This window comes from Stenotrophomonas rhizophila (assembly GCF_000661955.1).
GTDB classification, from domain to species: Bacteria; Pseudomonadota; Gammaproteobacteria; order Xanthomonadales; family Xanthomonadaceae; genus Stenotrophomonas; species Stenotrophomonas rhizophila.
Genome location: NZ_CP007597.1, coordinates 343,591 through 367,436 on the forward strand (window position 1 = coordinate 343,591; position 23,846 = coordinate 367,436).

15 protein-coding genes are annotated in these 23,846 nt (G+C 67.6%); 7 read left to right on the forward strand and 8 right to left on the reverse strand.

Annotation, left to right across the window (positions count from 1 at the left end):
• The first annotated feature begins 6 nt into the window (after positions 1 to 6).
• Together nudC and ampE are read left to right on the forward strand one after the other, a co-directional pair.
• Positions 7 to 912, forward strand: coding sequence for an NAD(+) diphosphatase (gene nudC, locus DX03_RS01485; RefSeq protein ID WP_038685804.1), 906 nt, complete (start codon positions 7 to 9; stop codon positions 910 to 912).
• A 114-nt stretch (positions 913 to 1,026) separates the two neighbouring features.
• On the forward strand, positions 1,027 to 1,920 hold the full coding sequence (ampE, locus tag DX03_RS01490) for a regulatory signaling modulator protein AmpE (RefSeq protein WP_038685805.1): 894 nt from the start codon (positions 1,027 to 1,029) through the stop codon (positions 1,918 to 1,920).
• A gap of 69 nt (positions 1,921 to 1,989) precedes the next feature.
• Here the strand turns inward: ampE and DX03_RS01495 are convergent, their stop codons facing one another.
• The 8 genes from DX03_RS01495 to DX03_RS01530 form a co-directional block, all read right to left on the reverse strand.
• The gene (locus tag DX03_RS01495) at positions 1,990 to 2,412 is read right to left on the reverse strand and encodes a DUF2752 domain-containing protein (protein ID WP_038685806.1); all 423 of its coding nucleotides are present in this window, start codon (positions 2,410 to 2,412) and stop codon (positions 1,990 to 1,992) included.
• Between the two features lie 64 nt (positions 2,413 to 2,476).
• Positions 2,477 to 2,755 (reverse strand): CD225/dispanin family protein, encoded by a 279-nt coding sequence (locus tag DX03_RS01500; protein ID WP_038685807.1) that lies wholly within the window; start codon positions 2,753 to 2,755, stop codon positions 2,477 to 2,479.
• 214 nt (positions 2,756 to 2,969) lie between these two features.
• A complete protein-coding gene (locus DX03_RS01505; protein ID WP_038685808.1) occupies positions 2,970 to 4,859 on the reverse strand; it encodes an MFS transporter in 1,890 nt (629 codons plus the stop codon).
• 164 nt (positions 4,860 to 5,023) lie between these two features.
• Complete coding sequence (gene yccS / locus DX03_RS01510; protein WP_038685809.1) at positions 5,024 to 7,201, reverse strand: YccS family putative transporter; 2,178 nt, start codon at positions 7,199 to 7,201, stop codon at positions 5,024 to 5,026.
• Between the two features lie 348 nt (positions 7,202 to 7,549).
• The gene (locus DX03_RS01515; RefSeq protein ID WP_038685810.1) at positions 7,550 to 9,619 is read right to left on the reverse strand and encodes a TonB-dependent siderophore receptor; all 2,070 of its coding nucleotides are present in this window, start codon (positions 9,617 to 9,619) and stop codon (positions 7,550 to 7,552) included.
• A 213-nt stretch (positions 9,620 to 9,832) separates the two neighbouring features.
• The gene (locus tag DX03_RS01520; RefSeq protein ID WP_038685811.1) at positions 9,833 to 12,958 is read right to left on the reverse strand and encodes an efflux RND transporter permease subunit; all 3,126 of its coding nucleotides are present in this window, start codon (positions 12,956 to 12,958) and stop codon (positions 9,833 to 9,835) included.
• 34 nt (positions 12,959 to 12,992) lie between these two features.
• Complete coding sequence (locus DX03_RS01525) at positions 12,993 to 16,223, reverse strand: efflux RND transporter permease subunit (RefSeq protein ID WP_038685812.1); 3,231 nt, start codon at positions 16,221 to 16,223, stop codon at positions 12,993 to 12,995.
• Positions 16,224 to 16,311: 88 nt separating this feature from the next.
• Positions 16,312 to 17,556, reverse strand: a complete 1,245-nt coding sequence (locus DX03_RS01530; protein ID WP_038685813.1) for an efflux RND transporter periplasmic adaptor subunit — start codon at positions 17,554 to 17,556, stop codon at positions 16,312 to 16,314.
• A gap of 226 nt (positions 17,557 to 17,782) precedes the next feature.
• Between DX03_RS01530 and DX03_RS01535 the strand changes: the two genes are divergently transcribed.
• From DX03_RS01535 to DX03_RS01555, 5 genes are all read left to right on the forward strand, one after another.
• Positions 17,783 to 19,114, forward strand: a complete 1,332-nt coding sequence (locus DX03_RS01535) for a M20 family metallopeptidase (RefSeq protein ID WP_038685814.1) — start codon at positions 17,783 to 17,785, stop codon at positions 19,112 to 19,114.
• A 155-nt stretch (positions 19,115 to 19,269) separates the two neighbouring features.
• Positions 19,270 to 20,088 carry an NADPH-dependent 7-cyano-7-deazaguanine reductase QueF gene (queF, locus tag DX03_RS01540; protein WP_038685815.1) on the forward strand — a complete coding sequence of 273 codons (819 nt, stop codon included), beginning with the start codon at positions 19,270 to 19,272 and terminating at the stop codon, positions 20,086 to 20,088.
• A gap of 275 nt (positions 20,089 to 20,363) precedes the next feature.
• On the forward strand, positions 20,364 to 20,657 hold the full coding sequence (locus DX03_RS01545; RefSeq protein ID WP_038685816.1) for a LysM peptidoglycan-binding domain-containing protein: 294 nt from the start codon (positions 20,364 to 20,366) through the stop codon (positions 20,655 to 20,657).
• 44 nt (positions 20,658 to 20,701) lie between these two features.
• Positions 20,702 to 21,205: a hypothetical protein gene (locus DX03_RS01550; RefSeq protein WP_038685817.1), complete on the forward strand. Its 504-nt coding sequence runs from the start codon at positions 20,702 to 20,704 to the stop codon at positions 21,203 to 21,205.
• A gap of 239 nt (positions 21,206 to 21,444) precedes the next feature.
• Complete coding sequence (locus DX03_RS01555) at positions 21,445 to 23,670, forward strand: NADP-dependent isocitrate dehydrogenase (RefSeq protein WP_038685818.1); 2,226 nt, start codon at positions 21,445 to 21,447, stop codon at positions 23,668 to 23,670.
• Positions 23,671 to 23,846: the final 176 nt, after the last annotated feature.

Below are 23,846 nucleotides of genomic sequence, written 5' to 3' on the forward strand. Positions count from 1 at the left end.
TGCCGCATGTCGACATTTTCTACGCCGCTGTCCGGCTTTGCTTTCACCACCGATCCCCTTGAACGTGCCGATCCACTGCGCCAGGACGCCGACGCGCTGGCGCGGCTGTGGCCCGATGCGCACGTGCTGGTGCTCGACACCGACGGTCGCGCGCTGGCCGGCGACGATGGCCAGCCGCTTGCGCTGACCGGCGCGCAGGTCGGGGGCGGGCCGGGAACGGCGATCTTCCTTGGGCTGCGTGGTGAGCGCGCCTGGTTCTCGCTGGAAGCAGCGACCGTGGATGTCACCGCCCCGCAGCGGGCGGATCTGCGCGAGTCGGCCACCACGTGGTCGGCCGCCGATGCCAGCGCGTTCTGCTATGCGCGCGGGATGTCGTACTGGCAATCGCGCACGCGCTTCTGCGGGGTGTGCGGCGGCGGCATCACCTTCGCGCGCGGCGGCTTTGTCGGGCGCTGCGCGCAATGCGGTACCGAGCACTACCCGCGGGTGGACCCGGCGGTGATCGTGGCGGTGGAAAACAACGGGCGGCTGCTGCTCGGGCGGCAGGCCAACTGGGCACCGCGCCGCTATTCGGTGCTGGCCGGGTTCGTCGAGCCGGGCGAGTCGCTGGAGCAGACCGTGGTGCGTGAAGTGTTCGAAGAGAGCAAGGTGCGCGTTCGCCACTGCCAGTACCTGGGCACCCAGCCCTGGCCGTTCCCGGGCGCGTTGATGCTGGGCTTTGCGGCCACGGCCGAAGACGACGTGCCTACGGTGGACGGCGAGCTGGAAGATGCACGCTGGTTCACGGCCGAGGAAGTGGGCGCGGCGCTGGCCCGGGATGTCGAAGACGACGGCGAGGGCATCCGCCTGTCGCCGCCGATTTCGATTTCGCGCAGCCTGATCGAGCACTGGTACCGCCAGCAGGTGGGCTGAGCCACGGCCTGCGTTGCCGCTGGCTGAACACGCAGCGGCGTACATTACCCTCGGCCCGGGGAATTGCCGGGTCGCAAGGCATAGTAGCGGCCACGATCCGCGCCGGAGGCATACATGTTCACCACCCTGGTTGCCGTGCTGGTCGCCCTGGCCCTGGGCCATGTCGCACCGGCTGCGGCCGTGGCCCTTCGCGGTTTCGGGTTCTACCGGCGCTGGCTGCAATGGCTGGATGCGCATGCGGCCGAAAACGGGTTCTGGCGCAGCCGCCAGGGCTGGGTGCTGGCGGTGCTGCCGTGGGTGCTGGGGGTGCTGTTGCTGCAGTGGGCGTTGCACGGCCGCGTGTTCGGCCTGCCGTCACTGCTGCTGGGCGTGGCCACGCTGGTGATCTGCTGGGGCCCGCGCGACCTGGACCGTGACGTGGAAGCGGTGATCGACGCCGATGACGCAAACACCCGGCACGCGGCGATCGCCCAGCTGCAATCGGCCGGGGGCAGCCTGCACGAGGACGTATCGTCGCTGGTCGAGGCCACGGTGCTCAACGGCCTGCGGCGCTGGTTCGCGGTGCTGTTCTGGTTCCTGCTGCTGGGCCCGGTGGGCGCCGTGGCGTACCGGCTGCTGGCCTTGCTGGCGGTTGGGCCGATGCGTTCGCTGGCCCCGCTCGACGCCGTGGTCGGTGCACGGGTGGTGCTGGGCTGGCTGGAATGGCCGGTGGCCCAGCTGATGTCGCTGTCGATGGCCCTGGTGGGCAACTTCGACACGGCCTACAAAGCCTGGCGACAGGCGCACGGCAACCAGTGGGCGACCTCGACGGTGTTTTTGGGCGCGGTGGCGCGGGCCAGCGTGAGCGCCGAACTGCGCGAAGAAGCACACGACTACAGCGATGCCGGGATGGTGCCGGTGTGGCGTCGCCTGCCGGAGCTGCGCGATGCGATGAGCCTGGTGTGGCGGATGCTGTTGCTGTGGATGGCCGCGCTGGCCCTGCTGGTCATTGCCGGCTGGGTAACCTGACCCGGTAGTGCCGGGTTCCACCCGGCATCCGTATCCCGTAATGCCGGGTTCTACCCGGCACCTGCCACGCTAACCCGGCGCAAGCCAGGCGAATGGCATCCATGGCAGGTTGCGAAGCACCGCATACCCCACCAGCAACACCAGCCAGAACATCGGGCTGGCCAGCACGCGCATCAGGGGTTCAAGTACGCGCGGGCGCACCCCGGCACCGTGCAGCAGCATGAGCAGCAGGAAGGGCAGCGAAATCACCAGCAGCGGATTCATCGCGATGGCGCCCTGCCAATCGAAATGGACCAGCGAGTAAAGGCAGCGCGTGCTGCCGCAGCCGGGGCAGTACAGGCCGGTCAGTGCGTACAGCGGGCAACCCGGCAGCGGGCTGTTGGCGCCATAGGGGCTGACGTTGCGCAACACCACGATGGCGCCTGCGCCCAGGCCGGCAACCAGTGCCGTGGGCGCCCAGCGGGCAAGCGTGGTTCGGGAGGGCAGGGCCATGACGCGCAAACGGCCCGGCCGGTGAACCCATGCAGGTTCCCCGGCCAGGCCGTCCCGGTGCTGATCAGTAGCCGCTGTTGCTCAGCGCGCCCAGGCCGCCCATCGCCATCACCAGCACGACGTACAGCACGGCGACGATGACGCCGGCAATGGCCGACCACATGGCCCACTTCTTCGCCTTGTCCGACGAGTCACGCGCGCCGGCAAGGTCACCTGCGGCAATCTTGCCGTTGACCTGGGCAGCGTAGACGATCGACACGATACCGCCCGGCAGGCAGCAGAACAGGGTGGCCAGGATGGCCCAGACCAGGTGGTTCGGGATTTGTGCGGCAGTGGTGTTCATCTGAAAAGCTCCATTTTCTTGGGTGGATTTGACGGGCGTGGAACGGGGTACAACGCACGCACACACAGTGGCAACGTCATCGATCGGTGCAACAAACGGTACGCATGATATTCGGCCGCCGCCGCGCTGGCCTGCGCGGATCGGACGTCCCCCGGCGCTAATTTACCCGATGGACGCCCGGATGTATGCGTTTACATCCAGACGGCACTAGGCCTCAGCCATTTTCTCCGCGTAGCTGCCGTACCTGCTGCTCCAGGATGTCGGCACTGGCACCCTGGCCGGCAAGCGCCGGCGCGGCGGCCACCTCGACATGCGCGCGGAACCGGCGTGGCACGCGCATGCGGCCCAGCCGGGTGTCGCGCCGGCTCCACATGCTGGCCCACATGCCGCGCAGTGCCATCGGCACCACCGGCACCGGGCGGCGCTCGAGGATCTTCTCCACGCCGGACTTGAACGCGCCCATCTCGCCATCGCGGGTGAGCGCGCCTTCGGGGAAGATGCAGACCAGCTCGCCGTCGGCCAGGGCTTTGTCCACTTCATCGAAGGCGGCCTGCATCAGCGCGGGGTCCTCGCGCGCGCCGGCAATGGGGATTGCCTTGGCGGTGCGGAAGATCCAGCGCATCACCGGGATGTTGAAGATCTTGTAGTACATGACAAAGCGCACCGGGCGCGGAATCGTCGCCGACAGGATCAACGCGTCCATGTAGCTGACGTGGTTGCACACGATCAGCGCAGCGCCTTCGTCGGGCACATTGGCTTCGATCCCGTGCAGGCGCAGCCGGTACAGGCCGCGCACCATCACCCAGCTGAGGAAGCGCATCAGGAATTCGGGGACGATGGTGAAGATGTAGATCGACACCACGGCATTGGCGATGGCCAGCGCCAGGAACAGCTGCGGGATGGTCCAGTGCAGGAACTTCTGCGTGGCCAGCGCGATCATCGCCGCACCCACGATGAAGCCCGAGTTCTGGATGTTGAGCGCGGCGAACACGCGCGACATCTCCGACTTCGGCGTGCGGCTCTGGATCAGTGCGAACAGGGGCACCACGAAGAAGCCGGTGAACAGGCCGATGCCGATCAGGTCGATGATGATGCGGATGCTGCCGGGCTGGGCAACGAAGGCACCCACGCTCAGGCCGGCCGCGGTGGCCGTGCCGGCCCGGGCGAAGTACAGGTCCAGCATGAAGGCGGTCATGCCGAACGCGCCCAGCGGCACCAGGCCGATTTCCACCGTGCGCCCGGACAGTTTTTCGCAGAGCAGCGAGCCTACGCCGGTGCCGACCGAGAACAGCGCCAGCGCGAAGATGTACAGGGTGGGCTCGCCGCCCAGGTTGACCACCGCGTAGGTGGGCAGCTGCGAGGTGAGCATGGTGCCCACGAACCAGAACCAGGACACGCCCAGGATGGCGTTGCGCACCGCCTTCTGCTTCTTGGCCAGGCGCAGCACGGCCAGCGATTCGGGGATCGGGTTCCAGTTGATCTTCAGGTCCGGCGCGCCCGCATCCACTTTGGGGATCATGCGCGCGGTGATGTTGCCGAAGATGGCCAGCGCGATCACCGCGGTGGCCGCCACCACCGGGCCGAAGCTGCCGGCCAGGGTGAAGATGATGCCGCCGCTGATCATGCCGGTCAGGATCGACATCGAGGTGCCCATCTCGACCAGCCCGTTGCCGCCGGTGAGTTCTTCCGGGCGCAGCACCGAGGGCAGCACCGAATACTTCACCGGGCCGAACAGGGTGGACTGCAGGCCGGTGCAGAACAGGGCCACCAGCAGCACCGGCATGCTCTGGGTGAGGAAGCCCACCGCGGCCAGCGACATGATCGCGATCTCCATGGTGGTGGTGATCACGATCAGCCGCGATTTTTCCAGTTTTTCGGCGATCTGCCCGGCCAGTGCCGAGAACAGGAAGTAGGGCAGGATGAAGATGGCCGGCGCCAGCGTGGTGTACAGCGACTGCTCTTCCTGGCTGACGCCGAGGTAGAACAGCAGGCCGATGATGGCCTGCCGGTACACGTTGTCGTTGAACGCACCCAGCGACTGGACGACGAAGAACGGCAGGAAGCGACGCTGCTTGAGCAGGGCAAACTGGCTGTGGCCGGACATGGAAACTCCTTGCGAACCGGCGCAGCCTAGCATGCAGCCGGGGCGGCCCCCGGCGTTGCGCCGATCTACGGCTGCCGGGCAGAGCCCGGCGCTACGGGGACGGTCGTATGGCGTTGGAGGAGCCGTCGTAGAGCGGGGCTCTGCCCCGCTGCCCCGGAGCCCCCTTACCGCAAGGTGCGCGCGGCCTCGTTGGCGGCGCCGCGCAGTTTGGGCAGCAGGCGCAGCATCAGGCCCATCTGGGTGCGGATCAGCTGCAGTTTGGGCGGCATGTCGTCGGTGATCTGTTCCAGCTGCTCGGCCAGGGCGCGGTCGCCGTCGTTATCGGCCTCCTCCACCGGTTGGCGTTGCTCCAGCGCCGCGGCGATCTGCTGCATGGCGTGTTCCACCCGCTCGCCGCCGGCCAGTGCCTGGGCGTCCTGCGCGTAGCTGTCCAGCTGCGCGCGATGCGCACCGAGCGCCGACAGATGCCCCAGCAGGGTGTTGGAGAGCGCCAGGAAGCGGAACCCGGCATCCAGGTTGCGGCGCACGTGGCCCGGCTCGCGCAGCATGTTCGACAGCGCGGTGGACAGTGCGGCGTCGGCGTTGTGCATGTCGCGGCGGGCGATGCGGTAGGCCAGGTCGTCCTGCATGCCGCTGCCGTACTGGCCCAGCACCGCATCCAGGTAGCGCGCGCAGTTGGCCAGCACGCGGGCCATGACCAGGTTCAAGCGGCGGCCCTGCCAGTCGGGCAGGATCAGGAAGGCCGCGGCCGCGGCGATCGCGCAGCCCAGCAGGGTGTCGACCAGGCGGGGCCAGATCAGCAGGAAGCCGTCGCCGATCAGGTTGAAGCAGGTCAGCGCCATCACCGTGATGGCCGCCGACGCCACCAGGTAGCGGTCGCTGCGGGTGAAGAAGAACAGCAGCGCCGAGAGCAGGGCGATCAGCAGTTCGATGCGCAGGTCCTGGAACAGCTGCATCAGCGCCCAGGTCAGCACCAGCCCGATCAGGGTGCCGGCGATACGCTGGGCCAGCCGTTGCCGGGTGGCGCCGAAATGCGGGCGGCACACGAACACGATGGTGAGCAGCACCCACGAGCCGTTCTGGGCGTTGACCAGGCGGATCACCGCAAAGCCGACGATCAGGGCCAGCGCCATGCGCAGGCCGTGGCGGAACAGCACCGAGCCGGGGGTGAGCTGCTGGCGGATGCGCACGAACATTTCGCGCAGGGTATGCGGATTGGTGTCGCGCAGGCGGGTGTCGACGTTGTCCAACGTGGCGTCGGACTTTTCGGCCTCGGACAGGCGCCGCTCGATGCTCTGCAGGTTGTGGCCGAGCAGCTCCAGCGAGGACAGCAGGCGCTGCCACTGCGGGTTGTGCTGGGCACGCAGCCAGGTGAGCGAATCGGTGAGGTCGGCGGTGGCCTGCTTGGTGCGCTCCCCGTACTGGAACGGGCGGCGCAGGCGGATGGCCAGGCCCAGGTTGGCACAGGCCTCGCCCTGCAGCGCGAGCAGGCGCTGGCAGCGGTACAGCACGTCGCTGTGGAAGAACGCCTCGGTGAGCGCGCCGTAGGGATAGTGCGAGGAGCTGGCGCGTTCGTGGAAGTCCTGGGCCATGTAGTACAGGCGCAGGTACAGGCCGGACTGCACGCCGGGCCGGCCGGAGCGACCGAAGCGGGCGAGGATGGCGACCTTGGCGATGTTCAGCGCCTCCACCACGCGGCGATTCTGTTCGGCCAGGGCCAGCTGGCGCTTCTGCACGTCGGCGTCGCGGATGGGTTCGAACAGGTCGGCCTTGAGCTGCAGGTAGCGGCCCAGCTCGAGGTACAGACGGGCGATGCGCTCGCGCACGGGCCGGTTGGCAAACAGGGCGGTCCACAGGATCGAGAGCAGGCCGTACCAGAGCGCGCCGGCGAGCAGGTGGCTGACCGCGCTGATGGCCTGGGCGCGGTCGCTGGCGCCGTGCTGTTCCAGGCCGATCATGGTGTAGATGGCCAGGGTGACGGTGGCCTGGGCGATGGACGCGTAGCGTTCGCCGAGCGCGCCGAGCAGGGTGAGGCCGAAGGTGGACACGGCCAGTGCGGCGATGAACAGCCAGGGCCAGGCGAACAGTTCGACCACCGCGGCGGCGGCGATGACGAAGCAGAGCAGGGAGAGGGCGACCGATTTGGTCCGGCCCCACCAGTTGTCGTCGGTTTCGGCGATGGCGCTGGCAATGATGCCGAGGAACACGCCGGGCAGCGCGGGCAGCTGGTCCAGGTGCCAGCACAGGCCCATGGCCACCGACAGCGCGATGAGTACCCGCAGGCCGTAGCTGGCCTTTTCATGCGCCCACAGGCGGCTCAGGCGGGATTCTCGGGCGGACATGCGGGCTCGGGGTGCGGGGCAGCCCATTATTGCGGGTGTGGGGTGAAGGGGACAGCCTGAAGGCGATCCAACGTCAACGTGCTGCGCAGGGCGGGGACGATGCGCCCGGTAGTGCCGGCCGCTGGCCGGCTCCCCGTGCGCCCGGACGGAGGTGCGAGGAGCCGGCCAGCGGCCGGCGTTACCGGGTGTCGATGGTGTGCGAGGAGCCGGCCAGCGGCCGGCACTACCCGGGTGTGGAGGGTGTGCGAGGAGCCGGCCAGCGGCCGGCACTACCCGGGTGCGGAGGGTGTGCGAGGAGCCGGCCAGCGGCCGGCACTACCGGGTGTGGGGAGCTACCGGCCGATCGAGTTACATGTCGAAGCGCACGCTCACTGCGAAGGTGCGCGGCAGGCCGACGCCGGCATTGGACCAGTATTTTTTGTTGGCCAGGTTCTCCACGCCGGCGCGCCAGGTGACCGGGTGGCCGTCGAGCTGCATGCGGTAGCCGAGGCCGGCGTTGACCAGGGTGTAGTCGGGCAGTTTGAGGGTGTTGTCGGCGTCGTAATACACATCGCCGTAGTAGCGGGCCAGCGCATACACGCTCAGGCCGTCCACCTGCGGGATGCTGTAGTCGGCGTGCAGCACGCCCTGCCAGCGGGCCGCGCCGGCGGTGCGGTTGCCCTGCTGGGCCACGCTGTCGGGGGACAGTTTGTCGTAGGTGGGATCGAGCCAGGTGACGCCACCGCCGACGGTGAGCGCGTCGGTCAGGCGGACGTTGCCGCTGATTTCGACGCCTTCGTACAGGGTGATGCCGTCCTGTACCAGCAGCTTGCCGACAGGGGTGAGCCGGTCGATGTTGGCACCGCGCTCCAGGCGGAAGGCGGCGGCGTTGGCGTTCCAGCGCGGGTACTCGATCTTGGCGCCGATCTCGTACTGCGTGCTGATGGTCGGGTCGAGCACGGTGCCGGCGTTGATGTAGTCGCTGCCGACGCGGCTGCCTGCTTCCAGCGATTCCACGTAGCTGGCGTACAGGGTGACGGCATCGGCCGGCTTGTACATCAGGGCGTAGGTGGGGGTGACCGGGTAGGTGTGGTAGGCGCCCTTGTTCTCGAAATCGTTGTAGCGCGCGCCGGCCAGCAGCGACCAGCCATCGGCGAAGCTGACCGTGTCGCTGACGAACACGGCCTGCTGCACGGTTTCGCTGCCGCGGCTGAGCACGCGCGAACCTACGGCATCGTGGCGCAGCACCGGGCGCTGGTAGATGTTGCCGCGGCCGATGGTGTTCCATTCGTTCGGGCGGTCCCAGCCCAGGCCGGTCTGGTGCGAGACGCCGGCCACCACCTGGTGCGACAGCGGGCCGGTGTCGAAGCGGCCCTGCACGATGGCCTGGGCCAGCTTCCACTCGCTCTTGCCGCCCAGTTCGTAGGTGTTGACGTTGTAATCGCCGTTGACGTTGTCGATGTAGGCGAACACCTTGTTGACGTCGTTCCACGAGGTGGTCACGCCATAGCTGAGGCTGGCCTTCCAGTCGCTGTTGATCTGCCAGTTCAACGCGGTGGAGAGCAGGCTGGAACGGGTGTCGTAGTAGCTGCCGTCGATGCTGTTGTCGATGTCGCCGGCCATTGGGCGCGGCAGCTCGGTCAGACCGATGAAGTAGTACTGCGGCGATTCGTTGCTGAGCTCGCGCGACTGGAACACGCCATCGAAGGTCCAGGTGAGGCTGTCGCTCAGGCGCGCATCCAGTGACAGGGCGCCAACCTTGCGGTTGACCTCGCCACCGTTGAAGGTTTCGCCCTTCTCCTGGTACGCGTTGAAGTGGTAGCCGAACATGTCTTCATTGCCGAAGCGCCCGCCCACGTCGACCTGGCCGCTCACGATACCCGCCTCGCGCCAGCCGAGCTGGGCGGCGAAGGTGGGGGTGTCGGTGGGCTTCTTGGTGACGTAGTTGACGATGCCGCCGGGCTGGCCGAAGCCGTACATGAAGCCACCGGGGCCCTTGAGCAGTTCCACCTGTTCCATCACTTCCAGCGGCCATTCGGTGCCCCACGAGGACACCTGCAGGCCGTTGACGCGGTAGCTGTCGTAGCTGAGGTCGATGCCGCGGTTGCGGATCGGCGAACTCCAGCCGCTGGCATACGCGCTGACCTGGGTGACCACCGAGGGGTCGGTCAGGAAGGCATCACCGAGCGAGACCACCTGGCGCTTTTCGATCTCTTCCCGGCCGACCACGGCGATCGCGAACGGGGTGTCGCGCACGGCGCGGTCGCCGAGCGCGCCGGTGTCGGTGTGGGTGCGTTCGGCGATGACCTTGACCGCATCCAGATCGGTGGCCGAGCGCGCGCGCACGGCGCCGTCCGGAGTGGACTGGGCATGGGCGGCGCAGGCCAGCGACAGCGCAACGGCCAACGTGGCCAGGCGGGGCAGGGGGGACGACAGCATCGATGGGTTCCTTGGCGGACAGCACAACGCCGTCCGCGATCTACAGAGGGCGGGGGAGGGTCGATGGCTGGATCGCGCAGGCTGGCCGGGAACCGGCAGCGGGGGCATCGCGAAGGCGATGCAGGACCGTGGCTGGATGCGAATTGTTCGCGTTTTGTTGCTTGGCGTCAAACCGAGGCGGACCGACCGGGCGTACCGACCAACGGTCGGTACCTACCGGGCGATGGCGCTGCGCTTCACTGCACGCCGCTCGCGGCGGCGGGCGCGTCGGTTGACCCAGCGTTCGCGCAGGCACGAGAAGATCACGTACAGCGCCGGCGTGCTCAGCAGGGTCAGGCTCTGCGAGAACAGCAGGCCGCCGATCATCGCGATGCCCAGCGGGCGGCGCAGTTCGGAGCCTTCGCCCAGGCCGATGGCCAGTGGCACCGCGGCCAGGATCGCCACCATGGTGGTCATCATGATCGGGCGGAAGCGCACGATGCTGGCCTCGCGCACCGCATCGCGGGGGCTCTTGCCGTGCTCGCGCTGGGCCACCACCGCGAAGTCGATCATCATGATCGCGTTCTTCTTGACGATGCCGATCAACAGCACCAGCGCGATCATCGAGATCACCGACAGTTCGGTGTTGGTCACGAACAACGCCAGCAGCGCGCCTACGCCCGCGGCCGGCAGCGTGGACAGGATCGTCACCGGGTGCACCAGGCTTTCGTACAGCATGCCCAGCACCAGGTACACGGTGATGATGGCGGCCAGTACCAGGATCAGCATCGAGTTCGGGTTGAGCTGCACGTTGAAGCCGCCGCCATCGCTGATGCGGATGTCACCGGGCAGGCGCAGGCCGTCCACGGTGGACTTGATGATCGCCTCGCCTTCGCCGGTGCTCACGCCCGGCGCCAGGTTGTAGCTCAGGTCCATCGTGGTGTACTGGTTTTCGTGGGTGATCTGCGGCGGTGCCAGCCCGGGCACCTGATGCGCCACGGCGGTCAGCGGGATCATCTCGCCGTTGCCGGCACGCACGTAGATCTCATCCAGCGCACGCGGGGTGGCGGTCTGTTCGGGCAGTGCGTTGACCACCACGCTGTACTGGTTGATGTCCGAGTAGATGGTGGAGATCTGGCGTTGGCCGAACGCGCCGTACAGCGCGCCGTCGATCGCACCCACCGACACGCCCAGGCGTGCGGCCTTGGCACGGTCGATCACCACGTTCTGGCGCAGTCCAGCGGTGTCCACGTCGGTGCCCACGTCACGCAGCTTCGGGTTCTTCTTCAGCGCGGCCTGCACCTTGGGCAGCCATTCCTGCAGCTGGGCCAGGTCGTTGCCCTGCAGCGAGACCCGGTACTGCGCGCCCTGGCTGTTGCCGCCGCCGCCATCGCTGGGCAGATCCTGGATCGCGCGCAGGCGCAGCTGCAGGTCCGGGTAGCGGTCGGCCTTGGCGCTCAGCCGTGCCAGGGCCAGCGCGGTGGTTTCCTTGCGGCCTTCCTTGCGGGTCTTCAGCTGCACGTTGAACTGCGCGCTGGAGCCCTGGCGACCACTGCCCAGGCGCACGCCCACGGTCTTCACCGCCGGGTCGGCCATCAGCATGTCGGTGATGCGGCGCTGGCGGTTGACCATGTCCTCGAAGGACACCGTGGCGCTGGAGTTGGCGCGGCCCCAGATCAGGCCGGTGTCCTGGGCCGGGAACGAGCCCTTCTTGACCGCCCCGCCCAGCATCACCGTGGCCACGATCAGCAGGATCGGGGTAAGCGACAGCAGCAGGGCGTGGCGCAGCGAGAAGTCCAGGCAGACCGTGTACACGCGCAGCATGCGGTCGTGCGTGGCATCCAGGAAGCGGCCGATCCGCGAGGGCTTTTCCGGTTCGGTGTGCGCGCTCAGGAAGCGGCTGCACAGCGCCGGGGTGAGCGTGAGCGAGACGATCATCGACACCACGATCGCCGCCACCAGGGTGATGGTGAACTCGCGGAAGAACGCACCGACCATGCCGCTGGCGAACAGCAGCGGGATGAACACGGCCACCAGCGAGGCGGTGATCGAGACGATGGTGAAGCCGATCTCGCGCGCGCCGGTCAGCGCGGCCTGCATGCGGGGCATGCCTTCGTCGAGATGGCGCATGACGTTCTCGATCACCACGATCGCATCGTCGACCACGAACCCGATCGCGATCACCAGCGCGAGCAGGCTCAGGTTGTTCAGGGTGAAGCCGAACACGTACATCACCAGCGCCGCACCGGCCAGCGACAACGGCACGGTGACCGCCGCGATCAGGGTCGGTGCCAGCCGGCGCAGGAACAGCGCCATGGTCAGGATCACCATGGCCAGGCTGATCAGCAGGGTGATCTGCACTTCGTGCAGCGACGAGCGGATGGTCGGGGTGCGGTCGAAGTACGGGGTCATCACCGTGCCCGGCTGCAGGTAGTCGCGCAGCATCGGGATCTGCGCCTTGACCCGGTCCACGGTCTCCACGATGTTGGCGCCGGCGCGGGTGAACACATACATCACCACCGCCGGTTTGTGGTCGAACCACGCGGCCTGGTAGGCGTCCTGCTGGCCGTCGTAGACGTTGGCCACGTCCTTGAGGCGGATCACCCGGCCGTCGTCCTGGGTCTTGATGACCAGGTTGGCGAAGTCGGCCGCGCGCGCCACCGAGTCGTTGGCGATGATCGCGGTGGTGGTGTTGCCGTCGGTGAGGAAGCCGGTGGGCGAAGTCACGTTGGCCGCGCGCACCGCGTTGCGCAGGTCATCGGGGGTGAGGTTGAGCGCGTTGAGCAGGCGCAGGTTCACATCCACCCGCACCGCCGGCGTGGACGCACCGGCGATATCCACCGAGGACACGCCGCTGATCTGGCGGATGCGCTGGGCCAGCAGCGAGTCGGCCACGTTGTACAGCTCGTCGGCCGACTGCGTCTGCGAGGTGAGCGCGATGGCGATCACCGGGTCGTCGTTCGGGTTGGCCTTCTGGAACATCGGCGAACCGAGCCCGGACGGCAGGTCGGCCTGGGCCGAATTGATCGCGGTCTGCACGTCCAGCGCGGCCGAATCGATGTCGACCCCGCTCTGGAAGATCATGAAGACCAGCGAGCTGCCTTCGGAGCTGGACGAACGCATCTGGTCCACGCCGGGCAGCTGGCCCAGGTGGCGTTCCAGCGGCGCGGTGACCGTGGAGGCCATGGTGGTGGCGTCCGCGCCGGACTGACTGGCGTGCACGAAGATCACCGGAATCTGGATGTTCGGCAGCGCCGACACGCCCAGTTTCAGGTAGCAGAACAGGCCAACCACGAACAGGCCGATGGCCAGCAGCGCGGTGCCGATCGGGCGGCGGATGAAGGGCCCGGAAATATTCATGCCGCTGCCCCCGGGGCGCGCAGGTACGGCGTGTTCATGCGCGGTCCTGGGCGCTGGCGTGGCGCAGCGCGCGCTGCTCGCGGCGCTCGCGCATCCACTCGGAGAAGCGTTCCATGTACAGGTAGATCACCGGCGTGGTGTACAGGGTGACCAGCTGCGACAGCAGCAGGCCGCCGACGATGGCGATACCCAGCGGGCGGCGCAGCTCCGAGCCGATGCCGGTGCCCAGCGCCAGCGGCAGTGCGCCGAGCATGGCCGCGGCGGTGGTCATCATGATCGGGCGGAAGCGCAGCAGGCAGGCGCGGCGGATCGCGTCGTGCGCGTTGGCACCGGCGCGGCGCGCTTCGATGGCGAAGTCCACCATCATGATGCCGTTCTTCTTGACGATGCCGATCAGCAGCACGATGCCGACGATGCCGTCCACCGACAGCGGCAGTCCGCACACCATCAGCGCCAGCAGCGCACCCACGCCGGCCGGGGGCAGCGTCGAGATGATGGTGAAGGGGTGGATGTAACTTTCATACAGCACGCCCAGCACGATGTAGATCAGCACCAGCGAGGCCAGCAGCAGCCACACCACGTCGGTCTGGCTGCCGGTGAATTCGGCGGCCTTGCCGATGAACTGCGCATGCACCTGCGAGGGCATGTCCAGGCCGTCCTTGGTTTCTTCAATGGCCTTGACCGCATCGGACAGCGAATAGCCCGGGGCGATGTTGAACGACACCGTCACCGCCGGCAGCTGCTGCTGGTGGCTCACCACCAGCGGGGTGCTGGTGATCTTGCCCTCGGCCAGCGCCGCCAGCGGGATGATGTTGCCCGCGCCCACCGGAATGCCGGTGTTCTGCGCACCGATGCCGGTGGCGGTGGACGAGTTGGACGAGGTGACCTGGCCGAAGTTGGTGGCGTTGCTGCCGGTCAGTGCGCCGGCGCCGTTGGAGGCCACCGCCAGCTGGTTCATCAGCGCGGTGCTGGTGCGGAACTCCGGTGCCACTTCCAGCACCACGCGGTACTGGTTGAGTTCGGTGAAGATGGTCGAGATCTGGCGCTGGCCGAACGCGTCGTACAGGGTGTCGTCGATGGTCTGCATCGGCACGCCCAGCACGCTGGCCTTGTCGCGGTCGATGGTCAGCTCCAGTGCGCGCCCCTGGTTGGACAGGTTGTTGTCGACGTCGGCCAGTTCCGGGCGCTGGCGCAGCGCTTCGGTCAGGCGGGTGGCCTGCAGCGCGACCTGCGCGCTGTCCACGTCCGACAGCGAGTACTGGTACTCGGTGGCGGCCACGCGGGTGTCCAGGGTGACGTCCTGCACCGGCTTGAGGTACAGCGCCACGCCGGGAATGCCGGCCACGGCCTGCTGCAGCCGCGGCAGGATCTCATCCAGCCCGTCGCGGTCGCCGCGCTCCTTGAGCACGATCGACAGCTGGCCCTGGTTGAGGGTGGGGTTCATGCTGCCGGCGCCGATGAAGGCCGATACGCCGGTGACGGCCGGGTCCTTGCGCAGCGCTTCGGCAACCGCCTTGGTGCGCAGTTCCATCTGCGGGAAGGCGATGTTCTGGTCGGCCTGGACCACGCCGGTGATCAGGCCGGTGTCCTGCTCGGGCAGCAGGCCCTTGGGGATCACCACGTACAGCACCACGGTGAGCACCAACGCACCAGCGGCCACCGCCAGGGTCATGCGCTGGTGGTCCAGCACCCAGTCCAGGCTGCGCTCGTAGGCGCCCACGGTGCGCGTCCACAGGTTTTCCTTGCCGGCCGCCGCGGCGCGCTCGTGGGCGTCTTCGCCTTCGGGCAGCGCGTCGGGCTTGAGCAGGTAGGCGCACATCATCGGGGTGAGCGTCAGCGAGATCAGCATCGACAACGTCACCGCGATGCTCAGCACCCAGGCGAACTCGTGGAACAGGCGGCCGGTCACGCCGGGCATCAGCAGCAGCGGCAGGAACACCGCCACCAGCGAGATGGTCAGCGACAGCACGGTGAAGCCGATCTGGCGCGCACCGATCTCGGCCGCTTCCGGGCCGCTCTTGCCCTGCTCGATGTAGCGCACGATGTTTTCGATCATCACGATCGCATCGTCGACCACGAAGCCGGTGGCCACCACCAGCGCCATCAGCGACAGGTTGTCCAGCGACATCCCGGCAAAGGCCATCACCCCGAAGGTGCCGGCCAGCGACAGCGGCACCGCCACCGAGGGAATGATGGTGGCCCACAGCCGGCGCAGGAACACGAAGATCACCGCCACCACCAGGCAGATGGTGAGGATCAGGGTGAACTGCACTTCATGCACCGAAGCGCGGATGGTCTCGGTACGGTCGGAGAAGATCTCCAGGTGCACGTCGGCCGGCAGCACGTTCTGCAGCTGCGGGATCAGCGCGCGGATGCGCTCGACGGTCTGCACGATGTTGGCGCCGGGCTGGCGGCGCACTTCCAGCAGCACCGCCGGCTTGCCATCGGCCCACGCGGCCAGCTGGTCGTTCTCCACGCCATCGACCACGTTGGCCACGTCCGACAGCCGCACCGGGCGGCCGTTCTTGTAGCTGATGATGGTGTCGCGGTACTCGGCGGCGCTGGTCAGCTGGTCGTTGGTGCCGATCGAATAGGACTGGGTCTTGCCGTTGAGCGAGCCCTTGGGCGCGTTGACGTTGGCCTGGGTCAGCGCGCTGCGCAGTTCTTCCAGGGTCAGGCCCATGTTGGACAGCTGCGCCGGGTTGACCTGGATGCGCACGGCCGGGCGCACGTTGCCGGCGATGGACACCAGGCCCACGCCCTGCACCTGCGACAGGCGCTGGGCCAGGATCGAGTCGGCGTAGTTGTTGACCTCGCGCAGCGGGCGCGTGTCGGAGGTGAGCTTGAGGGTGACGATGGCCGCGTCGGCCGGGTTCACCCGGTTGTAGACCGGCTGGTAGGGCAGCGAGGAGGGCAGGGTGGCCTGGCGGATCGCGGCCTGCACGTCCTGGGCGGCGATATCGATATCGCGGTCCATCGAGAACTGCAGGATGATCGTGGACAGGCCGGCCGACGAATCGGAGGTCATGATCTCCAGCCCGGAGATCTGCCCGAACTGGCGTTCCAGCGGGGTGGTCACCAGCGAGGCCATGGTGGTGGCGTTGGCACCCGGGTACTGGGTGGTCACCACCAGACTGGGCGCGTCGATCTCCGGCAGCGCCGACACCGGCAGCTGGCGGTAGCCGAGGATGCCGAGCAGCAGCAGGCCCGCCATCAACAGCGAGGTGGCGATCGGGCGGCGGATGAAGATCGTCGAAAAGCCCACGGGCGGATCCTTGCTGTTACGTCATGCGGCGTTGAAGCGGGCAGACGCCGGCCAGCCGGCCGGCGTCGGGAACGTCAGGCAGGCGCGCTCAGCGCGGACCGCCACCGCGGCGGCCACCACCGCCCTTGTCCTGCTGGGCGGCGGCCTTGAGCTCGGCGTCGGTCGGCGGCGCCGGGGTTTCACCCGGCTTGAGCGCGGTGACCTTGCTGCCCGGCTTGAGCCGGAACTGGCCTTCGCTGACCACGCGCTCGCCGCCCTTGAGGCCCTCGGTGATCTGCACGTTGCTGTCGCCCACTTCCACGCCGCTCTTGACCGTCTGCATGGCCACGGTGCTGTCGGGCTTGACGATGTAGACGTACTCGCCGTCCGGGCCGCGCATCACTGCCTGGGTCGGAATGACCACGCCGCCGCCGATCGTGCGCAGCTGCATGCGCACGTTCACGAACTGGCCCGGCCACAGGCTGTTGTCGCTGTTGTTGAACAGCGCACGGGCGCGGAAGGTGCCGCTGTCGCTGCTGATCTGGTTGTCCACCACGTCCAGGGTGCCGCCGTCGGTGAGCACGTGGGAATCGTTGCGGTCGAGCGCGGCGATGGTGACCGGGCCGGCCTTCTGGGCCTGGCGCACGTCGGGCAGCTGGCGCTCGGGCAGGTTGAAGACCACGTGGATGGGGTGGATCTGGGTCAGGGTGACCAGCGCGGTGCCGGCGCTGACGATGTTGCCGGCGTCCACCGCGCGGATGCCGGCAATGCCGGAGATCGGGGCGGTGACCTTGGTGTACTGCAGCTGCACCTGGGCGGCGCGCATGCTGGCGTCGTTGGCGGCGACCGCGCTTTCAAACTGGGCCACCTGGTTGCGCTGGGTGTCCAGGTCGGTCTTGGCCACGTACTGGCGGTACTCCGGCGAATTGGAGCGCTGGTAGTTGGAGCGTGCGGTGGCCAGCTGCGCCTGGTTCTGGCGCTTGGCCGCGGCGGCTTCATCGAAGCTGGCCTGCAGGGTGCGCGGGTCGATCTGCGCGAGCAGGTCGCCCTTCTGCACTTCCTGGCCTTCCTTGAAGTTGATGCTGATGAGCTGGCCGCCCACCTGCGGGCTGACGGTGACGGTGTTCATCGCCGCCACGGTGCCCAGCGCGCTGGCATATACCGGCACGTCCTGGCGGGCTGCCTCGACCACGGTGACCGGCACGGGACCGGCGTTGCGCTCCTGCCCCTCCTGGCCGGCGCCCGCAGCCGCCGCGTCGCCCTTGGGCTTGCCACCGCCGAGCATGCGCACCCCGATGAACCCCACCACCAGCACTGCGACCACCAGCAGCACGATCTTCCAGAAACGCGACATTCAACTAACTCCTGAGGCTGGCGGAGGGCAGGGCCCAAATGGCTGGTGCAAAGCATACCCGTCGCCCGGGAGCTTTCATGCATGACGGATGGGACGGGCGATCAGACCGGATGTGACCGGCCGGGTTCCATGAATGAACGCCTGCGGGGGCAGAAAGTTACAGCAGCAAGTGCGCCGATGCCCTACATTCAGGTTCGACCGTCCTGTTCGTCCGTGGAGATGTGCAATGCCTCGTCTGTCGCTGCTGCTGTCCGCCCTGCTGCTTGCCTGCCCCGCGCTGGCCGCGGCTACCCCCGCCGAGCGCCCGGAAGTGACGGCGGCGGCCACCCGGCTGAAGGCCAAGGTGGTCGACTGGCGGCGCGATTTCCACCAGCACCCGGAGCTGTCCAACCGCGAGGAGCGCACGTCGGCCAAGGTGGCCGAGCAGTTGCGCGCGATGGGGCTGAAGCCCAAAACCGGGATTGCCCACCATGGCGTGGTGGCGATCATCAAGGGTGGCAAGCCGGGCCCGCGGATCGCGCTGCGCGCGGACATGGACGCCCTGCCGGTGACCGAGCAGACCGGGCTGCCGTTTGCGTCCAAGGCCACCAGTACCTACCGCGGCGAGCCGGTGGGGGTGATGCACGCCTGCGGGCACGATGCGCATACGGCCACGCTGCTGGGGGTGGCCGACGCGCTGGTGAAGATGCAGGCGAACCTGCCGGGCGAGGTGATGCTGATCTTCCAGCCCTCTGAAGAAGGGGCGCCGCCGCCAGAAGAGGGCGGTGCGGCGTTGATGCTGAAGGAGGGTCTGTTTGCCGACTTCAAGCCGGAGGCGGTGTTCGGGCTGCATGTGTTCTCGAGCGTGCCGGCCGGGCAGATCGCGGTGCGCGGGGGGCCGTTGATGGCCGCCTCGGACCGGTTCGGGATCAAGGTGATCGGGCGGCAGACGCATGGGTCGGCGCCGTGGAACGGGGTGGACCCGATCGTGGCGACGGCCGATCTGGTGGGGACGGCGCAGACGATCGTGAGCCGGCGGGCGAACCTGTCCAAGCAGCCGGCGGTGCTGACCTTCGGGGCGATCAAGGGCGGTATCCGCTACAACATCATTCCCGACGAGGTGGAGATGGTGGGGACGATCCGGACGTTCGACGAGGGGATGCGGCAGCAGATTTTCGCGGACCTGCGCAACGTGGCCGAGCACACGGCGGCGGCGCACGGGGCCAAGGCGGTGACGGAGATCTACGAGTCCGAGGGCAATCCGGCGACGGTGAACGATCCGGCGCTGACGGCGCGGATGCTGCCGAGCCTGCAGGCGGTGGTGGGCAAGGACAATGTGTACGAGCCGCCGCTGCAGATGGGGGCGGAGGACTTTTCGCTGTACGCCAAGGAGGTACCGGGGCTGTTCTTCTTCGTGGGGTCGACGAGCGAGGGGATCGATCCGGCCACGGCGCCGGCCAACCACTCGCCGAAGTTCCTGCTGGATGAGAAGGCGCTGGACGTGGGCCTGCGGGCGTTGCTGCAGGTGAGCCTGGACTATCTCAACGGGACGGCGGCGCCAGCGCCGGCGGCAGGGTAAAACGACGGTAGGTCCCGGCCGCTGGCCGGGGCGAAAACCAGCACGGGCGGGCGGGTTCCGGCCCTCCCGCCGCCTGGGGGCGCACTGCCCCCGGTCGCCATGGCCTTCCGCGTTCGTCGCCAGACGCCGCGCGCCTCCCGGCGTAAAATGGGGCGATGAATACCCCCCAGGACTCCAGCCTCGGTCGCGAGGTTGCTTACCCGTCGCAGTACGATTCCGCGCTGCTGTTTCCCATTCCGCGCCGTGGCGCGCGTGAAGAGATCGGTCTGGACGAGGCGGCGCTGCCGTTCGTCGGGCATGACCGTTGGCAGGCCTATGAGCTGAGCTGGCTGGACCGGCGCGGCAAACCGCGCGTGGCGGTGGCCACGGTCAGCGTGCCGTGCACGTCGCCCAATCTGATCGAATCCAAGTCGTTCAAGCTGTACCTCAATTCGCTCAACAGCACGCGCTTCGAGGATGACGAGGCGGCGCGGCTGCGGATCACCGCCGATCTGTCCGGGTGCGCCGGGGCGGTGGTGACGGTGCGGTTCGGGGTGCCGATGCTGGTCGAGGAGGCCGAGGGCGAGTCGCTGGACGAGCTGGATGTGGCGATCGAGCGTTACGGGCCGCCCGCGCCGGAATTCCTGTCGGCCGACGCCGCGCAGGTGGTGACCGAGACGTTGAGTTCGGCGCTGCTGAAGTCCAACTGCCCGGTAACGGGGCAGCCGGACTGGGCCAGTGTGAGCATCCGCTACCACGGGCCGCAGATCGACCGCGAGGGGCTGCTGAAGTACCTGGTCAGCTACCGCGAGCACGCTGAATTCCACGAGCAATGCGTGGAGCGGATCTTCAGCGAAATCACCCAGCGCTGTGCACCGCAGTGGCTGGAAGTGGAAGCGCGTTACACCCGCCGCGGCGGGCTGGACATCAACCCGTGGCGGGCCAGCCCGGGCATCGAACTGCCGGCCCGCACCGTCCGCGACCTACGCCAGTAGAGCGACCCCATGGGTCGCTGCCCGGGACCGCGCACCGCCCGGTAGAGCGACCCCACGGGTCGCTGCCCCGGAACCCGGCACCGCCTGGTAGAGCGACCCCACGGGTCGCTGCCCCGGAACCCGGCACCGCGCGCAGCCACCCATGGGGTGGCTCTACCCCCGGCAATGTGGCCGCCCGTCGCCGTTCCGCGCGTCTTCACATCCACGCCATGCCCTATTAACACCCGCTGTGACACCGTCCGTTCCATGTCGTCAATGAAGACGGGAGTGTGTGGATGAGTACCGATAAGAAGGCCGATTTCTCCGGTGTCACCTCCAGCGTGGACAGCACCGCGCAGAAGGTCGAAAAGGCGGATTTCTCCGGCGTTACCGCTTCGGTGGACAGCACCGCCGAAAAGGTAGGAGGCACCTACACCGTGCAGAAGGGCGACTCGCTGTCGAAGATCGCCAAGCAGGAACTGGGCGACGCCAACGCCTGGAAGAAGATCTTCGAGGCCAACCGTGACGTACTCGAGGACCCGGACAAGATTTTCCCCGGCCAGACCCTCAAGTTGCCGCCCAAAGCCTGAGTCACCCTTGCTTGTAGTCCACTGAATTCCCAGGGAGGAATTACATGAAGAAGACATCCATCAGTACTGCCGTTCTCGCTGCCCTGCTGGCCACCGTGGCATTGGCCGGCTGCAAGAAGAAAGAAGACACCGCCGACAACAACGCACAACCGGCGGCGATGACCCCGGCTGAACCGGCACCGATGACGCCTGCGGCGCCCGAGCCGATGGCCGCGGCAGCCGGCGTGAACGTGACCGCCGTGACGGTGGGCAAGACCGCTGCCGCCGACAAGAGCGTGGCAACGGTGGCGCTGTTCGCACCGAAGGACGACATCATCGTCTCGGTACGCACTGACGGCGCGGCCAACAACGCCAACGTGGCCGCCAAGCTGACGTTCCAGGACGGGCAGGTGGCCGGTGAGCAGAACCAGGCACTCAACACCACCGGTGCCGACACCACCAACGTCACCTTCAAGAATGCCAAGGGCTGGCCGGCGGGCAAGTACCGCGCGGAAGTCACGGTAGATGGTAAGGCGGCAGGAACGCCGCAAGAGTTCGAGGTCAAGTAAGCCGCCAGCCGACTCTCTCCCGGCAACAGGCTCACGATGGACGCAGCCGCGAGGCTGCGTCTTTTTTATGGGCTGGTTTCAGATGATACGAAGCTGGCCGCACCACAGTGTTCCAATACGTTCGCGTATGGCCCGGCTTTGCTCCGGGGGGCTTAAAACGCGACAATGCGGGAGTTTCCCGCAGCGCGCCCCACCCGGCGCGGTCACTCATCAGATCCGCAAGAGAGCCTCCGTCCCCCATGTCCAGTTCGCCCAAGATTCTCTACACGCTTACCGATGAAGCCCCGTTCCTGGCGACCCAGTCGCTGCTGCCGATCGTCGAGGCCTACACCGCCACCGCCGGCATTGCCGTTGAAACCCGTGATATCTCGTTGTCCGGCCGCATCCTGGCGCTGTTCCCGGATTACCTGAAGGACGCGCAGAAGGAAGTGGACCACCTGGCCGAACTGGGCCAGCTGGCGACCACCCCGGACGCCAACATCATCAAGCTGCCCAACATCAGCGCCTCGGTGCCGCAGCTGAAGGCGGCCATCAAGGAACTGCAGGACCAGGGCTTTGCCCTGCCGAACTACCCGGACGTGCCCACCGACGACGTCTCGCGCGACATCAAGGCGCGCTATGACAAGGTCAAGGGCAGCGCGGTGAACCCGGTGCTGCGCGAAGGCAACTCCGATCGCCGCGCGCCCCTGTCGGTGAAGAACTACGCGCGCAAGCACCCGCACCGCATGGGCAAGTGGTCCACCGAGTCCAAGTCGCACGTGTCGCACATGGACGGCGGCGATTTCTACGGCAGCGAAAAGTCGGCCACGCTGGCTACCGCCGGCAGCCTGAAGATCGAACTGCAGCAGGCCGATGGCACCACCGTCGTGCTGAAGGAAAAGACCGCGGTCAAGGCCGGTGAGATCGTCGATGCCGCCGTGATGAGCCGCAACGCGCTGGCCAGCTTCGTGCAGGCGCAGATCGCCGACGCCAAGGCAAAGGGCGTGCTGTTCTCGCTGCACCTCAAGGCCACCATGATGAAGGTCTCCGACCCGATCATGTTCGGCGTGGTCGTCGAAGAGTTCTACAAGGACGTGCTGGCCAAGCACGCCGACGTGCTCAAGCAGGCCGGCTTCGATCCCAACAACGGCATCGGCGATCTCTACGCGCGTCTGCCGCAGCTGCCTGAAGCGCTGCAGGAAACCATCAAGGCCGACCTCGCCGCCGAATACGGCAAGCGCCCGGGCCTGGCGATGGTCAACTCGGACAAGGGCATCACCAACCTGCACGTGCCCAGCGACGTCATCGTCGATGCGTCGATGCCGGCGATGATCCGCGATTCGGGTGGCATGTGGAATGCCGACGGCAAGCTGCAGGACACCAAGGCCGTCATCCCTGATCGTTGCTATGCCGGTGTGTACCAGGCCGTCATCGACGATTGCCGCACCCACGGCGCGTTCGATCCGGCCACCATGGGCTCGGTGCCCAACGTCGGCCTGATGGCGCAGAAGGCCGAGGAATACGGCTCGCACGACAAGACCTTCCAGATCCCGGCCGACGGCACCGTGCGCGTCACCGACGAGGCGGGCGCCGTGGTGTTCGAACACGCCGTGCAGACCGGTGACATCTGGCGCATGTGCCAGACCAAGGATGCGCCGATCCAGGACTGGGTGAAGCTGGCCGTCAACCGCGCCCGCCTGAGCAGCACCCCGGCGGTGTTCTGGCTGGATGCCGCACGTGCGCACGACGCGCAGGTGATCGCCAAGGTGGAAACCTACCTGAAGGACCACGACACGACCGGCCTGGACATCCGCATCCTGACCCCGGTGGAAGCGACGGCGTTCTCGCTGGACCGCATCCGCAAGGGCGAGGACACCATCTCGGTGACCGGCAACGTGCTGCGCGATTACCTCACCGACCTGTTCCCGATCATGGAGCTGGGCACCAGCGCCAAGATGCTGTCGATCGTGCCGCTGATGGCCGGTGGCGGCCTGTTCGAGACCGGTGCCGGCGGGTCGGCCCCCAAGCACGTGCAGCAGTTCGTGGAAGAGGACTACCTGCGCTGGGATTCGCTGGGCGAGTTCCTGGCCCTGGCCGCCTCGCTTGAACACCTCGGCAACCGCTACGACAACGCCGGCGCCACGGTGCTGGCCAAGACCCTGGACCAGGCCAACGGCCAGTTCCTGGACAACGACAAGTCGCCGTCGCGCAAGCTGGGTGGCATCGACAACCGCGGCAGCCACTTCTACATCGCGCTGTACTGGGCCCAGGCCCTGGCCGCGCAGGACGACGACGCTGCGCTGAAGGCCCGCTTTGCCCCGCTGGCCAAGGCGCTGGCTGACAACGAGCAGACGATCGTCGAAGAGCTGGCTGCGGTGCAGGGCAAGGCCGTCGACATCGGCGGCTACTACCGTCCGGACGTGGCCAAGGCCTCGGCTGCGATGCGCCCGAGCAGCACCTTCAACAGCGCGCTGGCTGCGCTGTAAGGTCTCGACGCCGCACCTGCGGTGATCGACAGAAACCCGCGCTTCGGCGCGGGTTTTTTGTTGGGCGCCCCTGTGCCTGGCCTGCACCGATGGCCACGCCAGACTGTGATGCTGGTCGAGATGTGCGGCCCGGGCATGAAGGCCGCGTCAACGCGAGTGGTACGGAACTTGCCTTG

What these genes read in the sequence shown, in the direction of transcription:
- nudC (WP_038685804.1), top strand. Translation starts at nt 7, where the DNA reads ATGTCGACATTTTCTACGCCGCTGTCCGGCTTTGCTTTCACCACCGAT.
- ampE (WP_038685805.1), top strand. Translation starts at nt 1,027, where the DNA reads ATGTTCACCACCCTGGTTGCCGTGCTGGTCGCCCTGGCCCTGGGCCAT.
- DX03_RS01495 (WP_038685806.1), bottom strand. Translation starts at nt 2,412, where the DNA reads ATGGCCCTGCCCTCCCGAACCACGCTTGCCCGCTGGGCGCCCACGGCA.
- DX03_RS01500 (WP_038685807.1), bottom strand. Translation starts at nt 2,755, where the DNA reads ATGAACACCACTGCCGCACAAATCCCGAACCACCTGGTCTGGGCCATC.
- DX03_RS01505 (WP_038685808.1), bottom strand. Translation starts at nt 4,859, where the DNA reads ATGTCCGGCCACAGCCAGTTTGCCCTGCTCAAGCAGCGTCGCTTCCTG.
- yccS (WP_038685809.1), bottom strand. Translation starts at nt 7,201, where the DNA reads ATGTCCGCCCGAGAATCCCGCCTGAGCCGCCTGTGGGCGCATGAAAAG.
- DX03_RS01515 (WP_038685810.1), bottom strand. Translation starts at nt 9,619, where the DNA reads ATGCTGTCGTCCCCCCTGCCCCGCCTGGCCACGTTGGCCGTTGCGCTG.
- DX03_RS01520 (WP_038685811.1), bottom strand. Translation starts at nt 12,958, where the DNA reads ATGAATATTTCCGGGCCCTTCATCCGCCGCCCGATCGGCACCGCGCTG.
- DX03_RS01530 (WP_038685813.1), bottom strand. Translation starts at nt 17,556, where the DNA reads ATGTCGCGTTTCTGGAAGATCGTGCTGCTGGTGGTCGCAGTGCTGGTG.
- DX03_RS01535 (WP_038685814.1), top strand. Translation starts at nt 17,783, where the DNA reads ATGCCTCGTCTGTCGCTGCTGCTGTCCGCCCTGCTGCTTGCCTGCCCC.
- queF (WP_038685815.1), top strand. Translation starts at nt 19,270, where the DNA reads ATGAATACCCCCCAGGACTCCAGCCTCGGTCGCGAGGTTGCTTACCCG.
- DX03_RS01545 (WP_038685816.1), top strand. Translation starts at nt 20,364, where the DNA reads ATGAGTACCGATAAGAAGGCCGATTTCTCCGGTGTCACCTCCAGCGTG.
- DX03_RS01550 (WP_038685817.1), top strand. Translation starts at nt 20,702, where the DNA reads ATGAAGAAGACATCCATCAGTACTGCCGTTCTCGCTGCCCTGCTGGCC.
- DX03_RS01555 (WP_038685818.1), top strand. Translation starts at nt 21,445, where the DNA reads ATGTCCAGTTCGCCCAAGATTCTCTACACGCTTACCGATGAAGCCCCG.